The sequence below is a fragment of the Stutzerimonas kirkiae genome (genome assembly GCF_004327335.1).
In the GTDB taxonomy this organism is placed as follows: domain Bacteria; phylum Pseudomonadota; class Gammaproteobacteria; order Pseudomonadales; family Pseudomonadaceae; genus Stutzerimonas; species Stutzerimonas kirkiae.
The window spans coordinates 39,292-56,536 of record NZ_QJUO01000002.1; the positions used below are offsets into that span (position 1 = coordinate 39,292).

General features: G+C 60.9%; 15 protein-coding genes. 1 reads left to right on the plus strand and 14 read right to left on the minus strand.

Annotated features, from left to right (window positions below; translation table 11 throughout):
• The first annotated feature begins 66 nt into the window (after window positions 1-66).
• On the plus strand, window positions 67-570 hold the full coding sequence (locus DNJ95_RS01830; protein WP_131183021.1) for an RDD family protein: 504 nt from the start codon (window positions 67-69) through the stop codon (window positions 568-570).
• Window positions 571-663: 93 nt separating this feature from the next.
• Here DNJ95_RS01830 and lptG read toward each other — a convergent pair whose 3' ends face one another.
• The 14 genes from lptG to DNJ95_RS01900 all read right to left on the minus strand — a co-directional run bounded on the left by lptG (window position 664) and on the right by DNJ95_RS01900 (window position 17,244).
• The gene (lptG, locus tag DNJ95_RS01835; protein WP_131183022.1) at window positions 664-1,725 is read right to left on the minus strand and encodes an LPS export ABC transporter permease LptG; all 1,062 of its coding nucleotides are present in this window, start codon (window positions 1,723-1,725) and stop codon (window positions 664-666) included.
• Window positions 1,712-2,836: an LPS export ABC transporter permease LptF gene (lptF, locus tag DNJ95_RS01840; RefSeq protein WP_131183023.1), complete on the minus strand. Its 1,125-nt coding sequence runs from the start codon at window positions 2,834-2,836 to the stop codon at window positions 1,712-1,714. The genes lptG and lptF overlap by 14 nt, the downstream gene beginning before the upstream one ends.
• A 21-nt stretch (window positions 2,837-2,857) precedes the next feature.
• A complete protein-coding gene (locus DNJ95_RS01845) occupies window positions 2,858-3,100 on the minus strand; it encodes a hypothetical protein (protein ID WP_131183024.1) in 243 nt (80 codons plus the stop codon).
• Between the two features lie 110 nt (window positions 3,101-3,210).
• Window positions 3,211-4,200 (minus strand): OmpA family protein, encoded by a 990-nt coding sequence (locus DNJ95_RS01850; protein ID WP_131183025.1) that lies wholly within the window; start codon window positions 4,198-4,200, stop codon window positions 3,211-3,213.
• Between the two features lie 101 nt (window positions 4,201-4,301).
• The gene (gene sigX / locus DNJ95_RS01855) at window positions 4,302-4,868 is read right to left on the minus strand and encodes an RNA polymerase sigma factor SigX (RefSeq protein ID WP_420824374.1); all 567 of its coding nucleotides are present in this window, start codon (window positions 4,866-4,868) and stop codon (window positions 4,302-4,304) included.
• A 104-nt stretch (window positions 4,869-4,972) separates the two neighbouring features.
• Window positions 4,973-5,797 carry a mechanosensitive ion channel family protein gene (locus tag DNJ95_RS01860; RefSeq protein WP_131183027.1) on the minus strand — a complete coding sequence of 275 codons (825 nt, stop codon included), beginning with the start codon at window positions 5,795-5,797 and terminating at the stop codon, window positions 4,973-4,975.
• Between the two features lie 2 nt (window positions 5,798-5,799).
• Window positions 5,800-6,042: a CrfX protein gene (locus DNJ95_RS01865; RefSeq protein ID WP_131183028.1), complete on the minus strand. Its 243-nt coding sequence runs from the start codon at window positions 6,040-6,042 to the stop codon at window positions 5,800-5,802.
• A 157-nt stretch (window positions 6,043-6,199) separates the two neighbouring features.
• The gene (locus DNJ95_RS01870; protein WP_131183029.1) at window positions 6,200-7,423 is read right to left on the minus strand and encodes a porin; all 1,224 of its coding nucleotides are present in this window, start codon (window positions 7,421-7,423) and stop codon (window positions 6,200-6,202) included.
• A 210-nt stretch (window positions 7,424-7,633) separates the two neighbouring features.
• Window positions 7,634-10,063 carry a pyrroloquinoline quinone biosynthesis protein PqqF gene (gene pqqF, locus DNJ95_RS01875; RefSeq protein ID WP_165491541.1) on the minus strand — a complete coding sequence of 810 codons (2,430 nt, stop codon included), beginning with the start codon at window positions 10,061-10,063 and terminating at the stop codon, window positions 7,634-7,636.
• A gap of 48 nt (window positions 10,064-10,111) precedes the next feature.
• Window positions 10,112-11,134 carry a ferrochelatase gene (gene hemH / locus DNJ95_RS01880; protein ID WP_131183031.1) on the minus strand — a complete coding sequence of 341 codons (1,023 nt, stop codon included), beginning with the start codon at window positions 11,132-11,134 and terminating at the stop codon, window positions 10,112-10,114.
• 227 nt (window positions 11,135-11,361) lie between these two features.
• Entirely contained in the window at window positions 11,362-15,474 is a 4,113-nt protein-coding gene (locus DNJ95_RS01885; protein WP_131183032.1) for a DUF6701 domain-containing protein, read from the minus strand.
• Window positions 15,475-15,843 carry a pilus assembly protein MshP gene (locus tag DNJ95_RS01890; RefSeq protein WP_131183033.1) on the minus strand — a complete coding sequence of 123 codons (369 nt, stop codon included), beginning with the start codon at window positions 15,841-15,843 and terminating at the stop codon, window positions 15,475-15,477.
• Between the two features lie 115 nt (window positions 15,844-15,958).
• Window positions 15,959-16,792 (minus strand): PulJ/GspJ family protein, encoded by an 834-nt coding sequence (locus tag DNJ95_RS01895; RefSeq protein ID WP_131183034.1) that lies wholly within the window; start codon window positions 16,790-16,792, stop codon window positions 15,959-15,961.
• The gene (locus DNJ95_RS01900) at window positions 16,792-17,244 is read right to left on the minus strand and encodes a type IV pilus modification PilV family protein (protein ID WP_242671849.1); all 453 of its coding nucleotides are present in this window, start codon (window positions 17,242-17,244) and stop codon (window positions 16,792-16,794) included. The genes DNJ95_RS01895 and DNJ95_RS01900 overlap by 1 nt, the downstream gene beginning before the upstream one ends.
• Window position 17,245 lies beyond the last annotated feature (1 nt).

A 17,245-nucleotide genomic window follows, 5' to 3' on the forward strand; every position in this document is an offset into this window, starting at 1 on the left:
CCCGCCGCTCGACACCCCCGCATGCAATTCCTAGAATGCCGGTCCGCACCACCAGCGAGACGACCGATGCGCACGCGCAAGCACATGCTCCACCCGCAAGGCCAATACCAGCCCGCAGGACTGCCGCGGCGGCTGGCTGCCATTTTCTACGACAGCCTGCTCTCTATCGCACTGATGATCGTGGTGACGCTCTTCTATCAGCAAGCGATCCTGCGCCTGATATACGGCAGTGAAAAGTTGCAGGCCATGGCCGAAAGCGGAAACCTGGATATCGACCCCCTGCTCTCGACCCTGCTGCTGTTCAGCCTGTTCGGCTTCTTCGCCAAGTTCTGGACGCACAACGGCCAGACACTGGGCATGCAGGTATGGGGCGTGCGTGTGCAAAATGCGGACGGCAGCGCCATCGACCTGTGGCAGGCCCTGCTGCGCTTCCTGATCGCCATCATTTCCTGGCTAGCGCTGGGGCTTGGCTTCTGGTGGAGCCTTTGGGACAAGCAGAAACGCACCTGGCACGACAGGTACTCGGAAACCCGTACCGTGCAACTGCCCAAGAACATACACAAGAAATAGACCGGCCACAGGCCGCCCCGCACGCAGGAGCAGCCCTGGCCGCAAATAGCGCCGCCCGAAGCGCTTTGCGGGCGGAAACCTACTGCAGGCCCTTCAACCCGCTCGCCGCAGCAGCCAGATCCCGATCAACGCGCATACCCCGGCAGGCAGAACCACCGCCAGCAGGGGCGAGAAACCGAATACCTGGCTGGCCGGCCCCAGCAGATCCTGAATGATGCGGAAAACGAAACCGACCACCACACCGGTAAAGATCCGTTGCCCCAGCGTCACCGAACGCAGCGGGCCGAAGATGAAGGATATCGCCATCAAGACCAGGGCAACCGTCACCAACGGCTGCAATGCCTTGATCCAGAAGGCCAGCCAGTAGCGCGCATTATTGAGCCCCTGTTCTCCCAGGTAATGGATATAGCTCCACAACCCGGAGATGGACAACGCCTCCGGCTCCATTATCACGGTCCCCAGCAACTGCGGAGTCAACTGCACATCCCAACGCTCCTGCGTTGCCTGCAGCACCTCGGTGTGCTCGCCACGAAAATGCGTCGTGGCGATATTGCTGAGCAGCCAGCCATCATCCTGATACTCGGCCCGACGAGCAAAACTCGCGGACAAGAGATGCCGATCCCCATCGAACCGGTAGCGAGTCACACCGAGCAGGACGCCACCCGGCTGCACCGAGTTGATATGAACGAACTCGTCTCCCTGGCGATGCCAGAGACCGCGCTTGCTACTCTGCGCCTCTCCCCCGCCTTGAGCCATCGAGCGCCTGGCCTGGGCGACATCCTCGGTCCAGGGCGCCAGGTACTCGCCAATCAGCACACCGGCAAGCATCAACGCGATCATCGGCTTCATCACCGCCCAGACGATACGCCCAAGCGAAACACCCGCCGCCCGCATGATGGTCAGTTCACTGCTGCTGGCCAAAGCGCCCAGGCCGACCAGGCAACCGATCAGCGCTGCCATCGGCAACATCTCGTAGAGGCGGCGGGGGCCTGTCAGCAGGACATATTCGAAGGCATCGAACAGCCCGTAGTTTCCCTTTATGTCCCCCAGCTCATCGATGAAAGCGAACAACAATGCCAGGCCGACGATCACACCAAGGACACCCAGAATGGCCCAGAGAACATGAGCGCCGATATAGCGGTCAAGCTTGCCCATTCATCACCTCTCGTAGCGCACGGCGCCGCTTGAACCACAGGAGCAATGACTCCCAATACACCAGCGACAGACCGATGACGGCAAAAAGACCATGCACCCACCATAACCCCAGGGCGGCCGGAATCCGCCCCTTGTCCAGCGCCCCACGCGCAGCGATCAGCAAGGCCAGGTAAGCCATGTAGAGAAATATGGCCGGCAACAGCTTGAGAAAGCGTCCCTGGCGAGGATTGACCCTGGCCAGGGGCACGGCCAGCAAGGTCACGATGAAAACCAGCAGCGGCAGGGAAAGCCGCCACTGCAACTCGGACTGGTAACGAATGTCCCGATTGCCGAACAGCTCCCGGGTGGCCGCCGCTTCACGCTCGCTGGCCTCACCGGAGACTTCCGGCTTGGGCAGCAACACCCCATAGGTTTCATATTCGATGGCACGGTAGTCCGCCTGCCCCGGACTGCCATCGTAGCGATAGCCATTTTCCAGAATCAGGTAGCGACTGCCATCGGGCTGTATTTCCTGCCGCCCATTCTCGGCCACCAGCACCGAAACGCCCCGGTTCTTGCCAGACTGGGAGAGGTTGGTCTCGGAAATGAATATACCGCCCAGTTCGCTACGATCTTCGGACAACTCACGCGTGTAGGTCACCCGTGTTCCACCGCGCAGGGTCTGGAAGCGCCCGGGAATCAACGTATCGAACTCGGTCAGGGAATCCTGCTGATTGAGTATCCGCTCGACCTCGGCGATCCCCTGCGGCGTCAGCCCCAGGCTCAACCAGCCGACCATGGCGGCAACCAGGGCCGCTGGTGCCAGGGTATAGGCCAGCAAACGCCGCGGGCTTATGCCGGTGGCGGAAAAAACCGTCATTTCACTATCGAGATACAAACGGCCATAGGCCAGCAAAATCCCGAGAAAGAGCCCCAAAGGCAGGATCAGTTGCAGGAATCCGGGCAGCCGAAAACCCATGATCATCAACAGCACGCCGGGGTCCAGCAAGCCCTGCGCCGCCTGAGCCAGATACTTGATGAAGCGGCCACTCATGATGATCACCAGCAGCACCGCACTGACGGCGGCAACAGTGACCAGCAACTCACGGGCCAGGTAGCGGAAAACAATCAAACCAGGCACTCCAGGATCGACTCACCCAAGCCTTGGCTCGAGCGCAGCCTTCGAAAACAAAGGCACCATTATCCAGCGATTGAAAGAAGCTGTCACGAAAGCCGCCATCAGCGCCAGCGCGATCGAGCCATGCACGGCAAAGATCCAAAAACAGCGCTGGAAAGCTGGTGGCTGAACGAAAGAGCGTGGCAACCGATGTTTTTCGTCCAGCCTTCCAGCCTCCAGCGCCTTGATCGAAGCACTTTGCACGCTGGATCGGGCCAACAGTGGCTCCCGCAACGCCAGCAAAAAGGCCCACACCTTTCGATGCGGGCCTCCCATCAGCGCTCCGGGCACTCAGGCCCGGACCAGCCAATCAACCTTGGAACGCTGGATCAGCGAACTTCGGCTTCTACTTCAGCTTCAACGCGACGGTTGATCTGACGACCTTCTTCGGTAGCGTTGTCGGCAACCGGACGGGACTCACCGTAGCCGACGGAGCTTACGCGACCGCCTTCAACGCCGTACTGGTTGACCAGTACGTCACGAACGGCGCTTGCACGGCGCTCGGAGAGTTTCTGGTTGTAGGCATCGGTACCAACGGAGTCAGTGTGACCTTCCACGGTAGTGGTGGTCTGCGGGTACTGATTCAGGAAGTCGGCCAGGTTCTTGATATCGCCGTAGCTTTCTTCACGTACACGGGACTTGTCGAAGTCGAACTTGACATCCAGCTCGACACGAACCAGTTCCGGTTCCGGCTCGGGCTCGGTATCCACGATCGGAGCAGGAGCCGGCTCGGGAGTCGGTTCTACAGCGGCTACGGTGCGAGCACCGCCACCGAAGTTCAGGCCCACGCCAACACCAGCGCTCCATTCGGATTCGTTGGCATCGATGTTGTACTGGCCGTCGACACCCGCACGGGCGTAGAAGTTTTCGCTGAAGTAGTACTTCAGACCGGTACCGATGTTGGCGAAGGTGCTGTGGTCACGACCCGAACGCTCGGCCTGGCCGATGCTCTGATGAGCGACACCAGCGGAAACGTAAGGACGCAGGCCGACACCTGGCTGACCGAAGTGGTACAGAGCATCCAGGGAAGCCAGGCTGCCCTTGATGTCCTTGTGGCCACCGTTGGGCTGGACACGGTCCTTGGAGTTCAGGTTGTGGTACTCGCCATACGACAGAGCCAGTTCGACATCGTCGGTCAGGAAGTAGCCGATGCTGGCGCCGTACAGCTCGCCGTTTTCCAGTTTACGCGAGCTGTCGGTGAAATAGTGCTTGCCGAAAGCTTCCACCTCGACAGCGCCCTGGCCCTGGGCCAGCGCGCTGACAGAAGTGGCGGCAACCAGCGAACCAATTACGACGCCTAAGGTGTTTTTCAGTTTCATCCGTAAATCCCCATCTGGTGGTTAGTTATCAGAACAATCTAAGGATACCGGCTGTCTGCATGCCCAAGCTGTTCACCTGGCATTAGGACATTGAGCGCCGATTAAGTTTCCATTTCCTCAGAAAATTTTTCCCGCAATTTATCAAGGGCGCGCTTGTAGCGCATTTTTGTCGCACTAAGCCCCATGTGCATGATGTCCGCAATTTCCTGAAATTCCAGTTCTGCGACAAAACGCAACACAAGGATCTCCCGATCGATCTGGTTGACGTGTACCAGCCAGCGGTCCAGGCCGCCTTTGTCCTCCAGCTTCGGCGACTTCTCTTCGGAAGCCTCTTCAATCGGGTCCAGACTCAAGGCATCGAGCAGTCGGCGCTTGCGCCGTTCCTTGCGGTACTGCGTGATGCACTCGTTATAAGTAATGCTGTACAGCCAAGTCTTGAACTTCGATTTTCCTTCGAAGTTCTTCAGGCCATAAAGCACCTTGAGCATAACCTCCTGGCAGACATCATCGGCATCCCGATCATTACCCAGGTACCGCGCGCACACGTTGAACAATGTACGCTGATACCGCCGCATAAGCTCTTCGTAAGCCCGTGTGACATGAAACAGCTCCCCATGAGCACGCAAGACCAGCTCTTCATCCGAAAGCTCGCGCGGGTTGTAACGCATGGAGGATGAATGGGATTTAGTCAAAACACGTCAAACCGGCAGAAAGCACGCAATCGTCGGCCACAGGGCCGGAATCGAATGGCGATTTTACCAGATAAGCCGCCCTAGCGACTGCCAACATGCTGCTCCAGCAGGACCTTGTTGGCGATCGACAGCAACTCGTCATCGTCTGTCAGCAACAGGGTCTTGACCGTACCGATTTCCTCGATCTGTCCTTCCAGCTCACCGAGCCGTATACGCTGGCCGACCTCGTATAGTTCACGCACATAGATACCCGCCAGGATCTGCCCGACCAGTTCGCGGCTCCCCAGCCCCAGCGCCAGCGCGACCGCCAGCCCCACGGAAATCAGCACGATGGCGACCACGTAATTGAGCAGCTCGGTCTTGACTTCCAATTGGCCGATGGCCACCGAGATGCTGATGATGATCACCAGCCCCTGGGCGATACGCCCCAGCCCGCCGGCGTAGTCGAGCCCGACACCTTCGGCGGCACCGCGCACCAGGCCGCTGAGCAACTGCGCCAGCAGCACGCCGCCGAGCAGGATCAGGGCGGCGCCAAACACCTTGGGCACGTACAGCGCCAGCATGTCCAGTGTTGCCGACACCCGCTCCAGGCCCAGGGACTCGGCTGCCGAGACGAGGAAGATCAGCAGGACGAACCAATAGACGATCTTGCCGATCAGTGCGGACAACGGCACCCGGATGCCGACACGGCTCAACAGCTTGTTCAGGCCGGTACCGGTCATGAGCCGATCCAGGCCGAGCTTGGCCAGCAGCTTGGACAGCAGGGTATCCAGCAGCCGCGCCACGACGAAACCGATCAGGACCACGATCAGCGCGCCGAACAGGCGGGGAATGAATGCGGCCACGGAGGCCCACAGGGAGCTCATGGCGGAAAGAAGACTATGCGTCCAGGGATCGAATTCCATGGTCAGTCGGCCTTGTCGAACGAGGTGGACGGGGAATGACGCCGGGAGGCCGGCATGACATGGCGAGAACCGCCACTCAGGGCAATCAGCAGTGCCTGCAGCCAGCACCCGATCAGGCTGAGTATATCACCGGCACCGACCTGGCGATTCGCCGTCTTCAGCACCCGGCCAAGACGGGCATCGTCATCGCGTATCGAGGGTTTGTTGAGCAGGTCACGCAAGGACTCTTCAAAGGGATCGCGCATACGCACCTCACCGATTCATGACAGATCAGACGGAAGCAGCAGCCTCCAGGTCACATCCGGGTGAAGCCCCATGCGCGAAAACGACCAGATACCGGGAACGACGAAAAACACAGGAGGCTCGCGCCCCCTGCCAATCGTGGGAAAACTCGTATGACGCTTACCAGCTGACGACAGCCCCTACCGCAAAGGTCTTGGTCTCCACGTCCGGAATGCTGCCCGCGCCCGCCGCGGCGCCTACGTAGACATCCTTGGCATCGGTTTCATGCACGTTGTATTCGGCGACCAGCTTGAGGTTGTCGTTGATGGTGCGGAAATAGGCGATGCCACGGGTCTCGTAATCGGCCTTCGCCCCCAGGCCATTGCCATCATCCTTGGTCTGGCCGTAGGACAGTGCGATACGGTTCTTGCCGAACGTGTAGGAGCCCTGCAGCAGGTAACCGTCGCTGTCGGTATCGCGCAGGATCGCCTGCCCCGCGTTATTGCTGAAAAACGGGTTGATGCCCTTGGCCTGGAAGCCCGATGCGGTCAGCGACAGGCCACCCAGCTTGGCCTGCACGCCATAGCCGAGCCCCTTGCTGGTCAGGTCGTCGTCATAGGCGCCAGGGTTGTCGACGCTGTTCTTCGAATTCTGATAGGTACCGTTGACCCAACTGTAGATCTTCGAACCGCCCAGTTCGAACTGGTAACTGATCTCGGACTCGAAGCGCGGCTTGTCCTGGTAGGCCTTGTCGTTCACGCCGCTGCTGTCGAGCTGGTTGGAGTCGAAGGTATCCATGATACCGACGGCGACACGCAGGCCCTCGGCCAGGTTGTTGTTACGGTAGGTGATCTGTGAAGTCGGGAACGCATACACATAGCCCGTACCGATATTGCCGAAGGAGACGCCATTGCCATCCACCAGGCCCAGACTGTCGCTGACGTTACCGTAACCGGCCAGCAATTCGTCGAGGAAGATATTGGAGCGGCCGAACAGGCCGAAGTCCTTGCCGACCAGCACTTCCCCCCATTGCGGGCTGGAAACGGTGCCATAGAACTGACGTACATCGATATCGGTACCAGTGCCGTTGTCGTCACTGTCGTTGATGGTGACCCAGAAGGAAGCACGCCCTCCCAGTTGCAGTCCGTCGATCTGCTTGCCGAAGTTGAAACCTATCCAACTGGGCAGAAAGCCCATCTTCACGCGCGACTGGTTACGATCCCGCACATCGTTGTCGCTGTCGACGTTGCTGTGCACATAGAAGGCATTCATATAGCCATCGGTGGAAAAGGTCGTGTCATCCTTGTCGTAAAGAACGATCTCGGCGTTGGCGGTCTGGCTCAGGGCCATGGCAACGGTGCTGGCAAGAGTCAGGGGAATCAGGGCTTTCTTGTTTTTGTACATGGCGCTCTCCGCTGTATTGACGACGGCAGTCGTGTCGGAGTCGATTATCGAAAGCCCCATGCCCTCCTCATACGATGCCATGGCCTCGGACGGCTACTCCTTTGGCATCCGCCACCGGCCAGCAGACCAAGAGGCCGGGCACCAGCGCCTAAGTAGTAACGCCTTGGTATCGCTCCCGACGCCAAGGCCCGGAGCAGAGGCTGCGTAGCCTCAACGCGCATTCACCAGCACCCGCCAGCCGCCCGCCCGCAATTGCCGCAGGCTGTCACGTAATGCCCCCGGCTCCAGCGCCGGGAGCGCCTGGGCCACCCGCGCCGGGTGGTCCAGATCACAACCAGCCAGGCATGCCTGCCAGAGCAGGTCGGCACGCTCGGATACGGAGGAATACGGATTGTCCAGTTGCCGTGCGACAGCCTGGGCCTGTTCCTGCAGGCCAGCCCGGACCATTCGCTCAAGCGAGGCATCGAAGGTTTGCAGAAACGCGTCTATGTGCCCAAGGATCCGCTCGGCGTCGGCGACCGGCGACTGCACACCGAAAACGATCCCGCCCCGCTCGCCGAACTGACGAAAGCCGGCGAATACGCCATAGCCCAGTTGCAACTCACTGCGCATCCTGCGGAAGAACGCCCCCTCGAGCAGACGCGCCAACAGACGCCAGGCCGCTTCGACGGCCGGCAGCCGCGACGGCAGCGGGCAGAACAGCAGCAGCGCCGTTTCGCTGGCGGGCAATCGCGCATCGAACCAGCGAACCCCGGATTCGGCGACCGTGCCCGGCGAAAAACGCTCGCTGGCCGGCCCCCCGGGCAACGCCAGCAGGGCCGAGCCCAGCGCCGAAGGAACGCCAACCGCCAGTGCATCCCAGCGGGCCGCTTGCCATAGCGCCGGAAATCCCAGGCCGGAGTGTGGCGCCCCCTCATCCAGCACGGCCGGCAGGCGCTCCAGCAAACGCCCGAGCAGCATCCGCTCATCCGTGGGGGAATACAGCCCCTCGGGTTCCGGCGGCTCGTGCAGAGCGGCAGCGACCTCCTTCGCCACCCCCACCATGCTGTCCGCCACCCCACGCAAAGTCAGGCACCAGGCACTACCGAAGTTCTCCAGCCGCCACTGCACCCCGGCTTCCTTGGCGGCCCAGGCACGCGCGCGCAAGACTGCGTCCAGGTACTGCCAGTGGACGCACGCTGGGCCACCGGCGACAAAACGCCAGCGGATATGCAGGCTACCAAGCCCGTCGCGCTGCGCCAGCTCCACTCGCTGCAAGGCAGCCGGCATGGATACCTCGGCGATCGGCGCAGGCATCCGCAACCAGGGATTCGGCAACGGCTCGCGCCACTGCCATCGCTCACGGCAAGGCGCCACATCGGCCTCCTCGCACAGACGCAGCTCGAAACCCTCGCCAGCGAGCCGGGGGGCGCTGCGGCAGTCCGTCAACAGATGCAATGGCCGCCGATTCGCCATGCTCGTCATCAGCCCCCGCCAGGCACGCTGCAACGTCTCATAGGTGCACTGCTCGCTCCAGGCATGGGGCTCGACCCAATGCCTCAGGCGCTCCAGAGGTGTCATGTTGCGCAGGGCATTACGGCGGATATGGCCATGATCCCGCCAGCTCTGCACAGCCAGCCCCTGGCCCGCATTGAAAGCCAGCCAGCTCGATAACAACGCCTCAATCCGCGCAGGATCGGCCTGCCCCCTCTTGCCCAGGGCCGCCTCGATGACCACCAGCGCCTGCCCGGCATGCCAGTAGGGGCAACGCAGGCGCAGATCCAGGCACAAGCCTTCGCGTAACAGGCGCTCGTGCAAGCCGTCCCGCGCACGGGATGCGATACGCGTGCCGAGCAAGTCCAGGGCCAGTGGCGCATCCGCCGCCAGCCCGTGCAGATAGAACGCCAGATGCAGGAATGCCTGCGGCCTTTCAAGCTGCAAGCGTAGCGCTCGGCGACGGCCCACCCGCAACGGCGCAACCCGCCGCTCCCCGGCGCCGCCTCCGCCCAGGCGGGCAGCGAAAAGTCGTGCATAGCGCTCGAATTCCCGCCGAGGAAAAGGACCCGCCAACAGCAGTTCCATCGTCCCCTTGTGGTAGAAGCTGCGGTGATACTCCGCCAGCGCCTGTTGAAACTCCGCCTCATCCACCGGCAGGGTATCGCGCTTGCCGGCATGGAACCCGGCCAAGGGATGCCCCGTCACCAGCACGCCCAGGGCGGCGTCACAGAGCGTTTCGGCATCCTGTGAACGGGCCAGGTATTCGGCATGCAGCACTTCCCGCTCGCGCCGCTGCGCCTCGATATCCAGCAAGGGCGCCGCCAGCATATCCGCCAGCCGCACCAACCCATCCTCCAGCCGCTGCTGCGGCACCTGAAAGAAATAATCCGTATGGCGCTCGCGCGTCGAGGCATTGAGTTGGCCGCCACACCTCTGGACGCAGGCCATCAAGCCATCTTCGACGGGATAGCCGGCACTGCCCAGGAACAGCAGATGCTCGAGAAAATGCGCAAGCCCCGGATACGCCACAGGCGCATCATGGGAACCGCCGTGCACACGAACCAGGGCAGCCCCCCGCGCCGAATCCGGCACCTCCAGGAAGCGCACCCGCAGCCCGCAATCCAGCGCGGCATCGACAGGAGAACGACTGGCAGCGCATGTCATAACGGCACTCCGCATTACAGAGAGAACCGGCGCCGACAGAAAGCTCGATCAGGCGTCCGTAACGTCCTCGCACATCCCTACCAGGGCCTGCACCCAGGCCGGGTGATCGTTCAAGCACGGCACGAGAAGCAGCTCCTCGCCACCGGCAGCCAGGAATTGCTCGCGGCCACGGTCACCGATTTCCTCCAGCGTCTCGATGCAATCGGCAACGAACGCCGGGCACATGACCAGCAGACGCTTCACGCCACGCGCCGCCAGGGTATCCAGCATGCCCTCGGTGTATGGCTCGATCCATTTGTCGCGCCCCAGGCGCGACTGGAAGGAAACCGACCATTTGTCCCGCGCCAATCCGGCCAGGCCGGCGAAATCGGCGGCACTTTTCAGGCACTGCGCCCGGTAACAGCCTGCGATGACATCATCAGAGGCCCCCAGGCAGCAATCATCATTTCGCAGGTATTGCTTGCCCTTTGGGTCCCCCCGGTGCAGATGCCGCTCCGGCAGACCATGGAAACTCAGCAGCAGGTGATCGAAAGGCTGTTGCAGGTAAGGCTCGGCACTGGCCAGCAGCGCCTGCAGATAGGCGGGATGATCATAGAACGGCGGCAGCGTCGAGACCTCCAGCGCCAGGCCATGCCGCGCGATCACCCGGCGGACTTCCTGCACTACCGTGGTCACCGTACTGTCGGCGAAATGCGGATAAAGGGGCGCCAGCGTCACACGCTGGATACCCTGGCCGGCCATGCGCAGCAAGGTGCTTTCGATGGATGGCTCACCATAACGCATCGCCAGTTCGACCGGGCCATGCGCCCAGTGCGGCGCCAGCGCCTGCTGCAGCGCCCGGCTCAGCACCAGCAGGGGCGAGCCGTCCGGCCACCAGATGGAAGCATAGGCGTGCGCCGACTGCGCCGGACGGCGCAGCAGGATCAGCGACACCAGCAGGCGCCGCAGCGGCCATGGCAGGTCGATGACGTAGGGGTCCATCAGGAACTGATTCAGATAACGGCGCACATCCGCCACCGAGGTGGAGGCCGGAGACCCCAGATTGACCAACAACAACGCCTGCTCGGACATGCCCGACTCCCTGCAACCAATGAAAAGGCCCTGGCGGGCCTTGGCGTATTCTGGCATAGCGCGGCCCTGTCGGCGCCTTCCCGGGATGAAAGGCGACGATCAGGCCGGTGGTATGCGGGCAGTGGCGGGCTTGAAACCAGCATCGCGCTGCCTGATGGGTATCGTCGCCATGCTCCTCAACCCACCCTTGTATGGACTTGCCGGCGAGCCCATCGCGTTACACCGCTTCAGCGATAGACCTCGCGGCGGAAGATCAGCCGCTCGGGCCCACGATAGACACCAAAGGAAGCCGAACTGCGGATTTCAGCCGGGCCGGCAGCGTTTGTATAACTGCATACGCCTCCCAATGGTGCCTCTACTCCGCTACGCGACTGACAAAGCCAGATGGCCGGCTGATTGGCCGCGCCAGCATTCGGGCCGGTCAATAGGTGCTTGAGCAGCACACTGCCGTACGGGGCAGCAGGCTGTACAGTGATGCCGAGACTAGTCCTGTTCCAGGCCGCTGCATTGACCGTGGCATTGGTAATCGGGCTGCTATAGACAAGCTCATCGGTTGCCGGGGTCGGAGCGAGCAGCGTGCTGCAAGTATCCGTCGCAGGCTGCCAGCCATTGGCACCCCAGTGCTCCAGGCGCAAGGGAATGATGCCTGCATTGCCAACCGGCACGTTGATGTTTTCACTGATGACACGACCGAGATGGACCGTTCCTCCGCTGTCGAGGTTGGCCGTAAGCCCCTGGCAATCCGTCGCCCCCATGCAGATACCGTCATCATCCGTCAGCACCGTCTCCGAGAAAAAGTGGCGATACCTGAAAGGAATATCCGTAGCGTCCGGCGAGACGCTGCGACTGTAGTTGACGCGGCCATCCCGCCACATCAGCCAACGCCCATTGCTCGCTCCACTGCTGGTCGCCCCCTCATGCGCCCAGGTCCTGGAAGCAAGCGTCGTGCTCAACCGACCTTGCGCGATCGCCACATTATCCTTGCGTTGCCATTCCGGGTCGCGTTGCGGCAAGCGGAAAAAGTCACCCAGGCGATAGTTTCGGGTAACCCCGCCCGCGCTGTTTCTACCCGCTACATACAGATCGAACTCGTAAGGTACATCCTGTCCCTGGTAGGCCGTGCCGGAGCAGTTATCCACCAAGCTGCCGGTGCCGCTCACATGCAGGTAGGCAGGGATAATGCGACCCACCAGAGCACTGGTACCGCCGCTGACGGTTTCACCATCCAGATAGCCTCCCGCTCCCGGTGTAGCCTCTATCTCGAAGATGCCCACTTCGGACAAGGACACGGACGCCACTGTAAGGTCGCCGAGCACATGATCATAAGTACCCGGGGAAACCTCGGCAGCCTCGCCACCATCGGGCGCGACCAGGCGAGTGGCCAGGCTTATCCCCGCAAGTGCGAAATTCGGCGTCGGGGCATTATTCGCGAGATCCGCCGCCGTCAGGCTTTCCCCATCCTTTTCCCAGGCGACCGCCGTGATACGAAGAGGGAAGTTCTCCCCAGCCTTTTTGAAAAGCACGCAATCCTTGCTGACGGCTGCCTTGCTACAACTGGAGTCGGTTTCCAGATAAAGACCGTACGGCTTGCTGACGAAATCCGTCGTGCCCGTCATCAGCAGGCCACTGTCACCACTCTCGACACTGCCGGTATAGCTGGCATTCAGCGTCATTTTCCCGGCATCGTCATAGCGCACCTCAAGTAGTGCACTTCCGTTCGAATCAAAAATGAGATTCTGCTGAACAGGGTCACTTTTCACTCCCTGGTCATTGACCACGACAGCCTGGGTCCCGCTTGTCGGCGTGTGATATGCCGATGTGAAACTGACCACTCTGGCGACATCGGCAAAACCAGGCACGCATTGCTCCGACTCATCCGATTTGCGCACGGCCCTGATATAAGCCTGGCCCGGCTTGGCGGCGACCATATTGGGCACATCGAGCACGAAGCCGCTATCGAGGAATTCGACCTGACAATTGCTTCCCAGATTTCCCGTGCCAATCCGGCATAGCGTCTGGCTCAATGGCTTCACGGAAGGCGAGGAGCCGTTGATCCCCAATACCGCAGTCCCTGCCGTGGTCTTTCGAAGCTGGAATACGCCCTCTCCCCCTGTAAACCCCTTGGTCTGGGAGCCTACGATCGACGAGCCGACCGATAGCGTCGCGTTGGCCGTAACCGGATCGGTGAAGCGATTACAGGCCGCATCCAGGCAGGCGCGAACAGTGATATCCAGCGGGTTGCAGGTCAGCCCCTGGGCAGGTGAGACTATCTCGAAATGGTCGATCAGTTGCTCGACCTCTCCCCATTTATAGGCGCAGACCGTTACGTCATCCAGCTCATGGATATTGGTCGAGTCACCGGTAGAGCCGGTAAAGCTCAGGTAGAAGTTCTCGGGAAGCGCCGTCTGACTGGAATGGCTCAATACATCGAACTCGCTGATCAAGGCGACATAGCCAGACCCGCTTTTCCTTTCGACCTTGACCTTGGCCTTGCCGATGACCGTACTATCGATGGTGATCCGATATATATCGCCACTCGATATCCTGTTCGCGGCTGTCCCTGCCAGGTAGGCATACCCTGTGGTTCCTGAGCCGGCCCCACGGATGGCTATTGCGTTTTTCCTCTGGCCCGGACCTCCCACTCTGTTTTCAGAGGCGCGGGAAAAATTTCCATACTCATCCAGACCGACCCCCAACCAGCCACCCGCGAAACCACTGGTCAGGACACCATCGTATTTCTGCGCATAACCAAGCGACCCACCATAGCCCCCGGGTTGCGGCGTGATAGCAGCGTCGGAAAGGATAACGGCCATACCATCCGCCGGATTCCAGCTACCGCGATGGGCGTAATACCTGAACTCAACCTGCACGATGTTCCCGGCGGCAGGCAGCAAGCGCTGCAACGTGGCACCAGTGGCGACCTTGTTGCTGTTATCGGTCAGACGCAGGCGTCCACCGACGATTCGAGGAGCACCGAAACTCCCACTACGGCTGGTCACAGCCCAGTCACTGCTGTTCAACGCCGAACTATTGAAGTCATCCGTGAAACAGGTCTGTACCGGCTCGGGATCGCACAATGACCCCAAGTCCACCGGATCGAGATACTCGACGATACTGCCCTGCCCTATATATATATTGCGCCCAGTGATCCCTCCCTGATAGCGACTACCCGAACTGAAATTTATCCTCACATCACCCGCGGCATAGACGAATGCCGGCAGGTCCCTCTGGCTGTTTATTTTCACATCGCCCGTGGCGTACATCAGCAACTCGCCACCGGCGAAGTCCTGAAACGAGGCCGCATACTCGATATCGATATTGCCACGAACGAACAACCTGACCTTGCCCGCCCCTGAAACCTTGCGAAAAACCGATTCGACATTGGCCGTAAGATTGCCGTCTATATAATAATCGCCCGGCCCGAACTCATAGACGGATTGATAAGCCGCAGTCAGCGTTCCCATGGAGCGCTCGCCGCCATCGCCCAAATAGCTGATCAATACCGAATTGCCAGTAGACAGCGCACTGGAATATACGCCCCCGGAAACTTCCGCATACTGCCCAAGGGATACAGCCCCCGCGGCATGAATGGCGCCTGGCACTCGGACCTGTGCCCAGTTGGTAAAATTGACATTGCCCGTCACATACAATTCGAACTGGCCATCGGAGAAACCCGAGAACTGCAACTGGGCAGCGTTCACATTGCCACTTACATACAAACGAACCGGGCCACTGGCGCTACCGACCCGGCGCAAGACCGACCCGCCGGCAGTCAGGTCAAGATTGCCATTGATCCAGTAGTCTCCCGCCTCCAGCTCCAGGGCGGACTGATAACTCGTCTTGACCTCTTTCATATAATAAGTACCGCCAACGCCACCGGAGCTGAATCGAATGACGGAACCCTGGCCAACCGTAACGGTACCGTAATCGCCTACAGGCTTGACTAGCGTGCCTGAGTTGTAGCCATTGGACACGTCACCGTCACTGGCCGTGCCTGTCTTGAACTCACTGGGCACCTTCGACTCCGTCTTGAACTCAGGGGAAGAAGTACCAGCGTGGGTACCGCTGGCCTTGCATCTTGCCCCATCGCACAAGGGATTCTGCTCCAGGTAATACCACTCATCAGCCTGCGTGACCCTTGGGGCGATAAGGGTATCCCCCCCTCCATAGATCCTGGATTGATACCCCAGGTCAATAAACCCCGTGGCAGAGTGGCTTTGCACTCCCCCGGGGAAAACCACAGAGCACAATTCCGCAGCCTGCATGAGCGAAGACGGCAGGATAAGCATTGCGCAAAGCAGACGCCCCAGGGAAATGCCAATAATATCTCGCATGCTCATTTAGACCTCGATAACCACCTCAAGCTGCCGATATGCGTAGTCCAGACTACCGGGCAGCCCGTATTGGGCAGTAGCCGTCAACTGGTAAAAGACCGGAGGCACCGCTCTTGCACTTTCCTCCGGTAATACTGGTGCTGCCGTTCTCACGCATGTGACATTGACGGTGAAACCAGACAAGCCCCCAAGCGGCAGATTTGTATTAGCGGGGCAACTGCCCAAAATGGCGTTGGCAATCCCCCACTCCACCCCTGCCCTCGCCGCCTGGTAGGCGCGGGCCTGTTGCAGGGCCATGCTGGTGGTGGTGTGCTGGACGCTGGAGAGGTGCACCATCGCTGCGATGGCACCGCCGACCACGATCATTACGAACATCGCCGCGACCAGGCCGAAGCCATGCTGGCCGGTGCCGCTCGGGCAGCATCGTGGTTTGCACACCCCCTCCCCCAGCTCCCTCCCGCGAGGGGAAAGGGGGTGGGTTGCATGTCTGTCAGGGCGCATTGTTCACCTGTACCTGGCGATAGAGGGTTATCGACTCGCCATTGTGGGTCAGACTCAACTGGATGGTGGCCAGGCCATTGCGGGTCAGGGTACCAGGGTCATAGGCAAAGGCGCAGGCATTGCCAATACGGTTGCTGATGACATTCTGGGTCCAGTTGTCTTGAGTGAAATCCCCTGTATTCACGGCACGTATGAAATTGCCTGCCGCACAGCTATAGCGCACGGCCTCCCTTGCCAGATAGAAGCGGTGCTGCGGGGACGCCTGGGGAAAGCTCAAGCCACTGGCGTTAGTCCTGAAGTCCCCTGTCAATGTGCCGTTGCCATCGGCCCAGTCACCGGCGTTCCAGGTGAAAACCTTCTGCGCCACCCCCTGCGACCAGATATCGTTCGGGCTGGTGTTATAGATCACCAGGTAGTGAGGGAGATTGCTATTCGTCGTATCGACCGGACCGAGGATCGGGATATTGCACAGCGCATTCGCCGCGCAGCGTGGCGGGTCGAAGCGCTCAGCGGAGCCGGCCAGGGTATTGGCCCGGTAGCGCCCCGCTGCCGCGATGGAAATCAGCTCCAGGGTCTGGCCGTTATTGCCGAGCCGAACGGAATTCGGTAGCGCCAGGTGAATATCCCGGGTAATGCGGTCCAGCACCACGGCCGCCTGGTCGGTCAGTTCGGCTCGGTTACGCTGGTCGACGAAGGCTTGCAGCGGGCGGTTGAGGGCCGTGCCCACCAGCACCGCGACGGTGCCGGCCAGGGCGATGACCATGATCAGCTCGACCAGGGTGAAGCCTGCCTGACGTTGTCCATTCCGACCGCACTGCATCATTAAAGCCCCCTGTAGCCGGCCAGGGTCACGGCCGAGCCCGGCTGGACATTGGGCGTCACCGTCACCGTTATACGATTCAGGTTCTGCCCCGCGACACTCTCCACCACTACCACGGCGGTGACGGTATAAGCGGCAGCCAGCGCGGCCGGTAAAGGCAGGCTCTGGCTGTTGTTCGCATAGAGGGCTGCCTCGGCCTGCATACCAGCGACAGTGGGCATGGCCTGCAGGGTTTCCAGCACGCTATCGGCGATATAGAGCGCCTGCTGCACCAGCAGCGGGTCGGCGGAGCGCCCGACGATACGCGCCTGGGCGCTATAGAGCGCGACCAGCACGATAGCGAGGATCACGATGGTGATCACCAGTTCCACCAGGGTCATGCCGCGCTGGCGCGGGCTGAAGCAGCGGTTCGCTCGAGGTGCCTGTGGCTTATCGAAATCCGCTTGCTTTCGCATC

Coding starts and splice junctions, on each gene's coding strand:
- DNJ95_RS01830 (WP_131183021.1), top strand. CDS start 67: ATGCGCACGCGCAAGCACATGCTCCACCCGCAAGGCCAATACCAGCCC.
- DNJ95_RS01900 (WP_242671849.1), bottom strand. CDS start 17,244: ATGCGAAAGCAAGCGGATTTCGATAAGCCACAGGCACCTCGAGCGAAC.
- DNJ95_RS01860 (WP_131183027.1), bottom strand. CDS start 5,797: ATGGAATTCGATCCCTGGACGCATAGTCTTCTTTCCGCCATGAGCTCC.
- DNJ95_RS01865 (WP_131183028.1), bottom strand. CDS start 6,042: ATGCGCGATCCCTTTGAAGAGTCCTTGCGTGACCTGCTCAACAAACCC.
- hemH (WP_131183031.1), bottom strand. CDS start 11,134: ATGTCCGAGCAGGCGTTGTTGTTGGTCAATCTGGGGTCTCCGGCCTCC.
- DNJ95_RS01890 (WP_131183033.1), bottom strand. CDS start 15,843: ATGTTCGTAATGATCGTGGTCGGCGGTGCCATCGCAGCGATGGTGCAC.
- pqqF (WP_165491541.1), bottom strand. CDS start 10,063: ATGACATGCGCTGCCAGTCGTTCTCCTGTCGATGCCGCGCTGGATTGC.
- DNJ95_RS01885 (WP_131183032.1), bottom strand. CDS start 15,474: ATGAGCATGCGAGATATTATTGGCATTTCCCTGGGGCGTCTGCTTTGC.
- lptG (WP_131183022.1), bottom strand. CDS start 1,725: ATGGGCAAGCTTGACCGCTATATCGGCGCTCATGTTCTCTGGGCCATT.
- sigX (WP_420824374.1), bottom strand. CDS start 4,868: ATGCGTTACAACCCGCGCGAGCTTTCGGATGAAGAGCTGGTCTTGCGT.
- DNJ95_RS01850 (WP_131183025.1), bottom strand. CDS start 4,200: ATGAAACTGAAAAACACCTTAGGCGTCGTAATTGGTTCGCTGGTTGCC.
- DNJ95_RS01870 (WP_131183029.1), bottom strand. CDS start 7,423: ATGTACAAAAACAAGAAAGCCCTGATTCCCCTGACTCTTGCCAGCACC.
- DNJ95_RS01895 (WP_131183034.1), bottom strand. CDS start 16,792: ATGATGCAGTGCGGTCGGAATGGACAACGTCAGGCAGGCTTCACCCTG.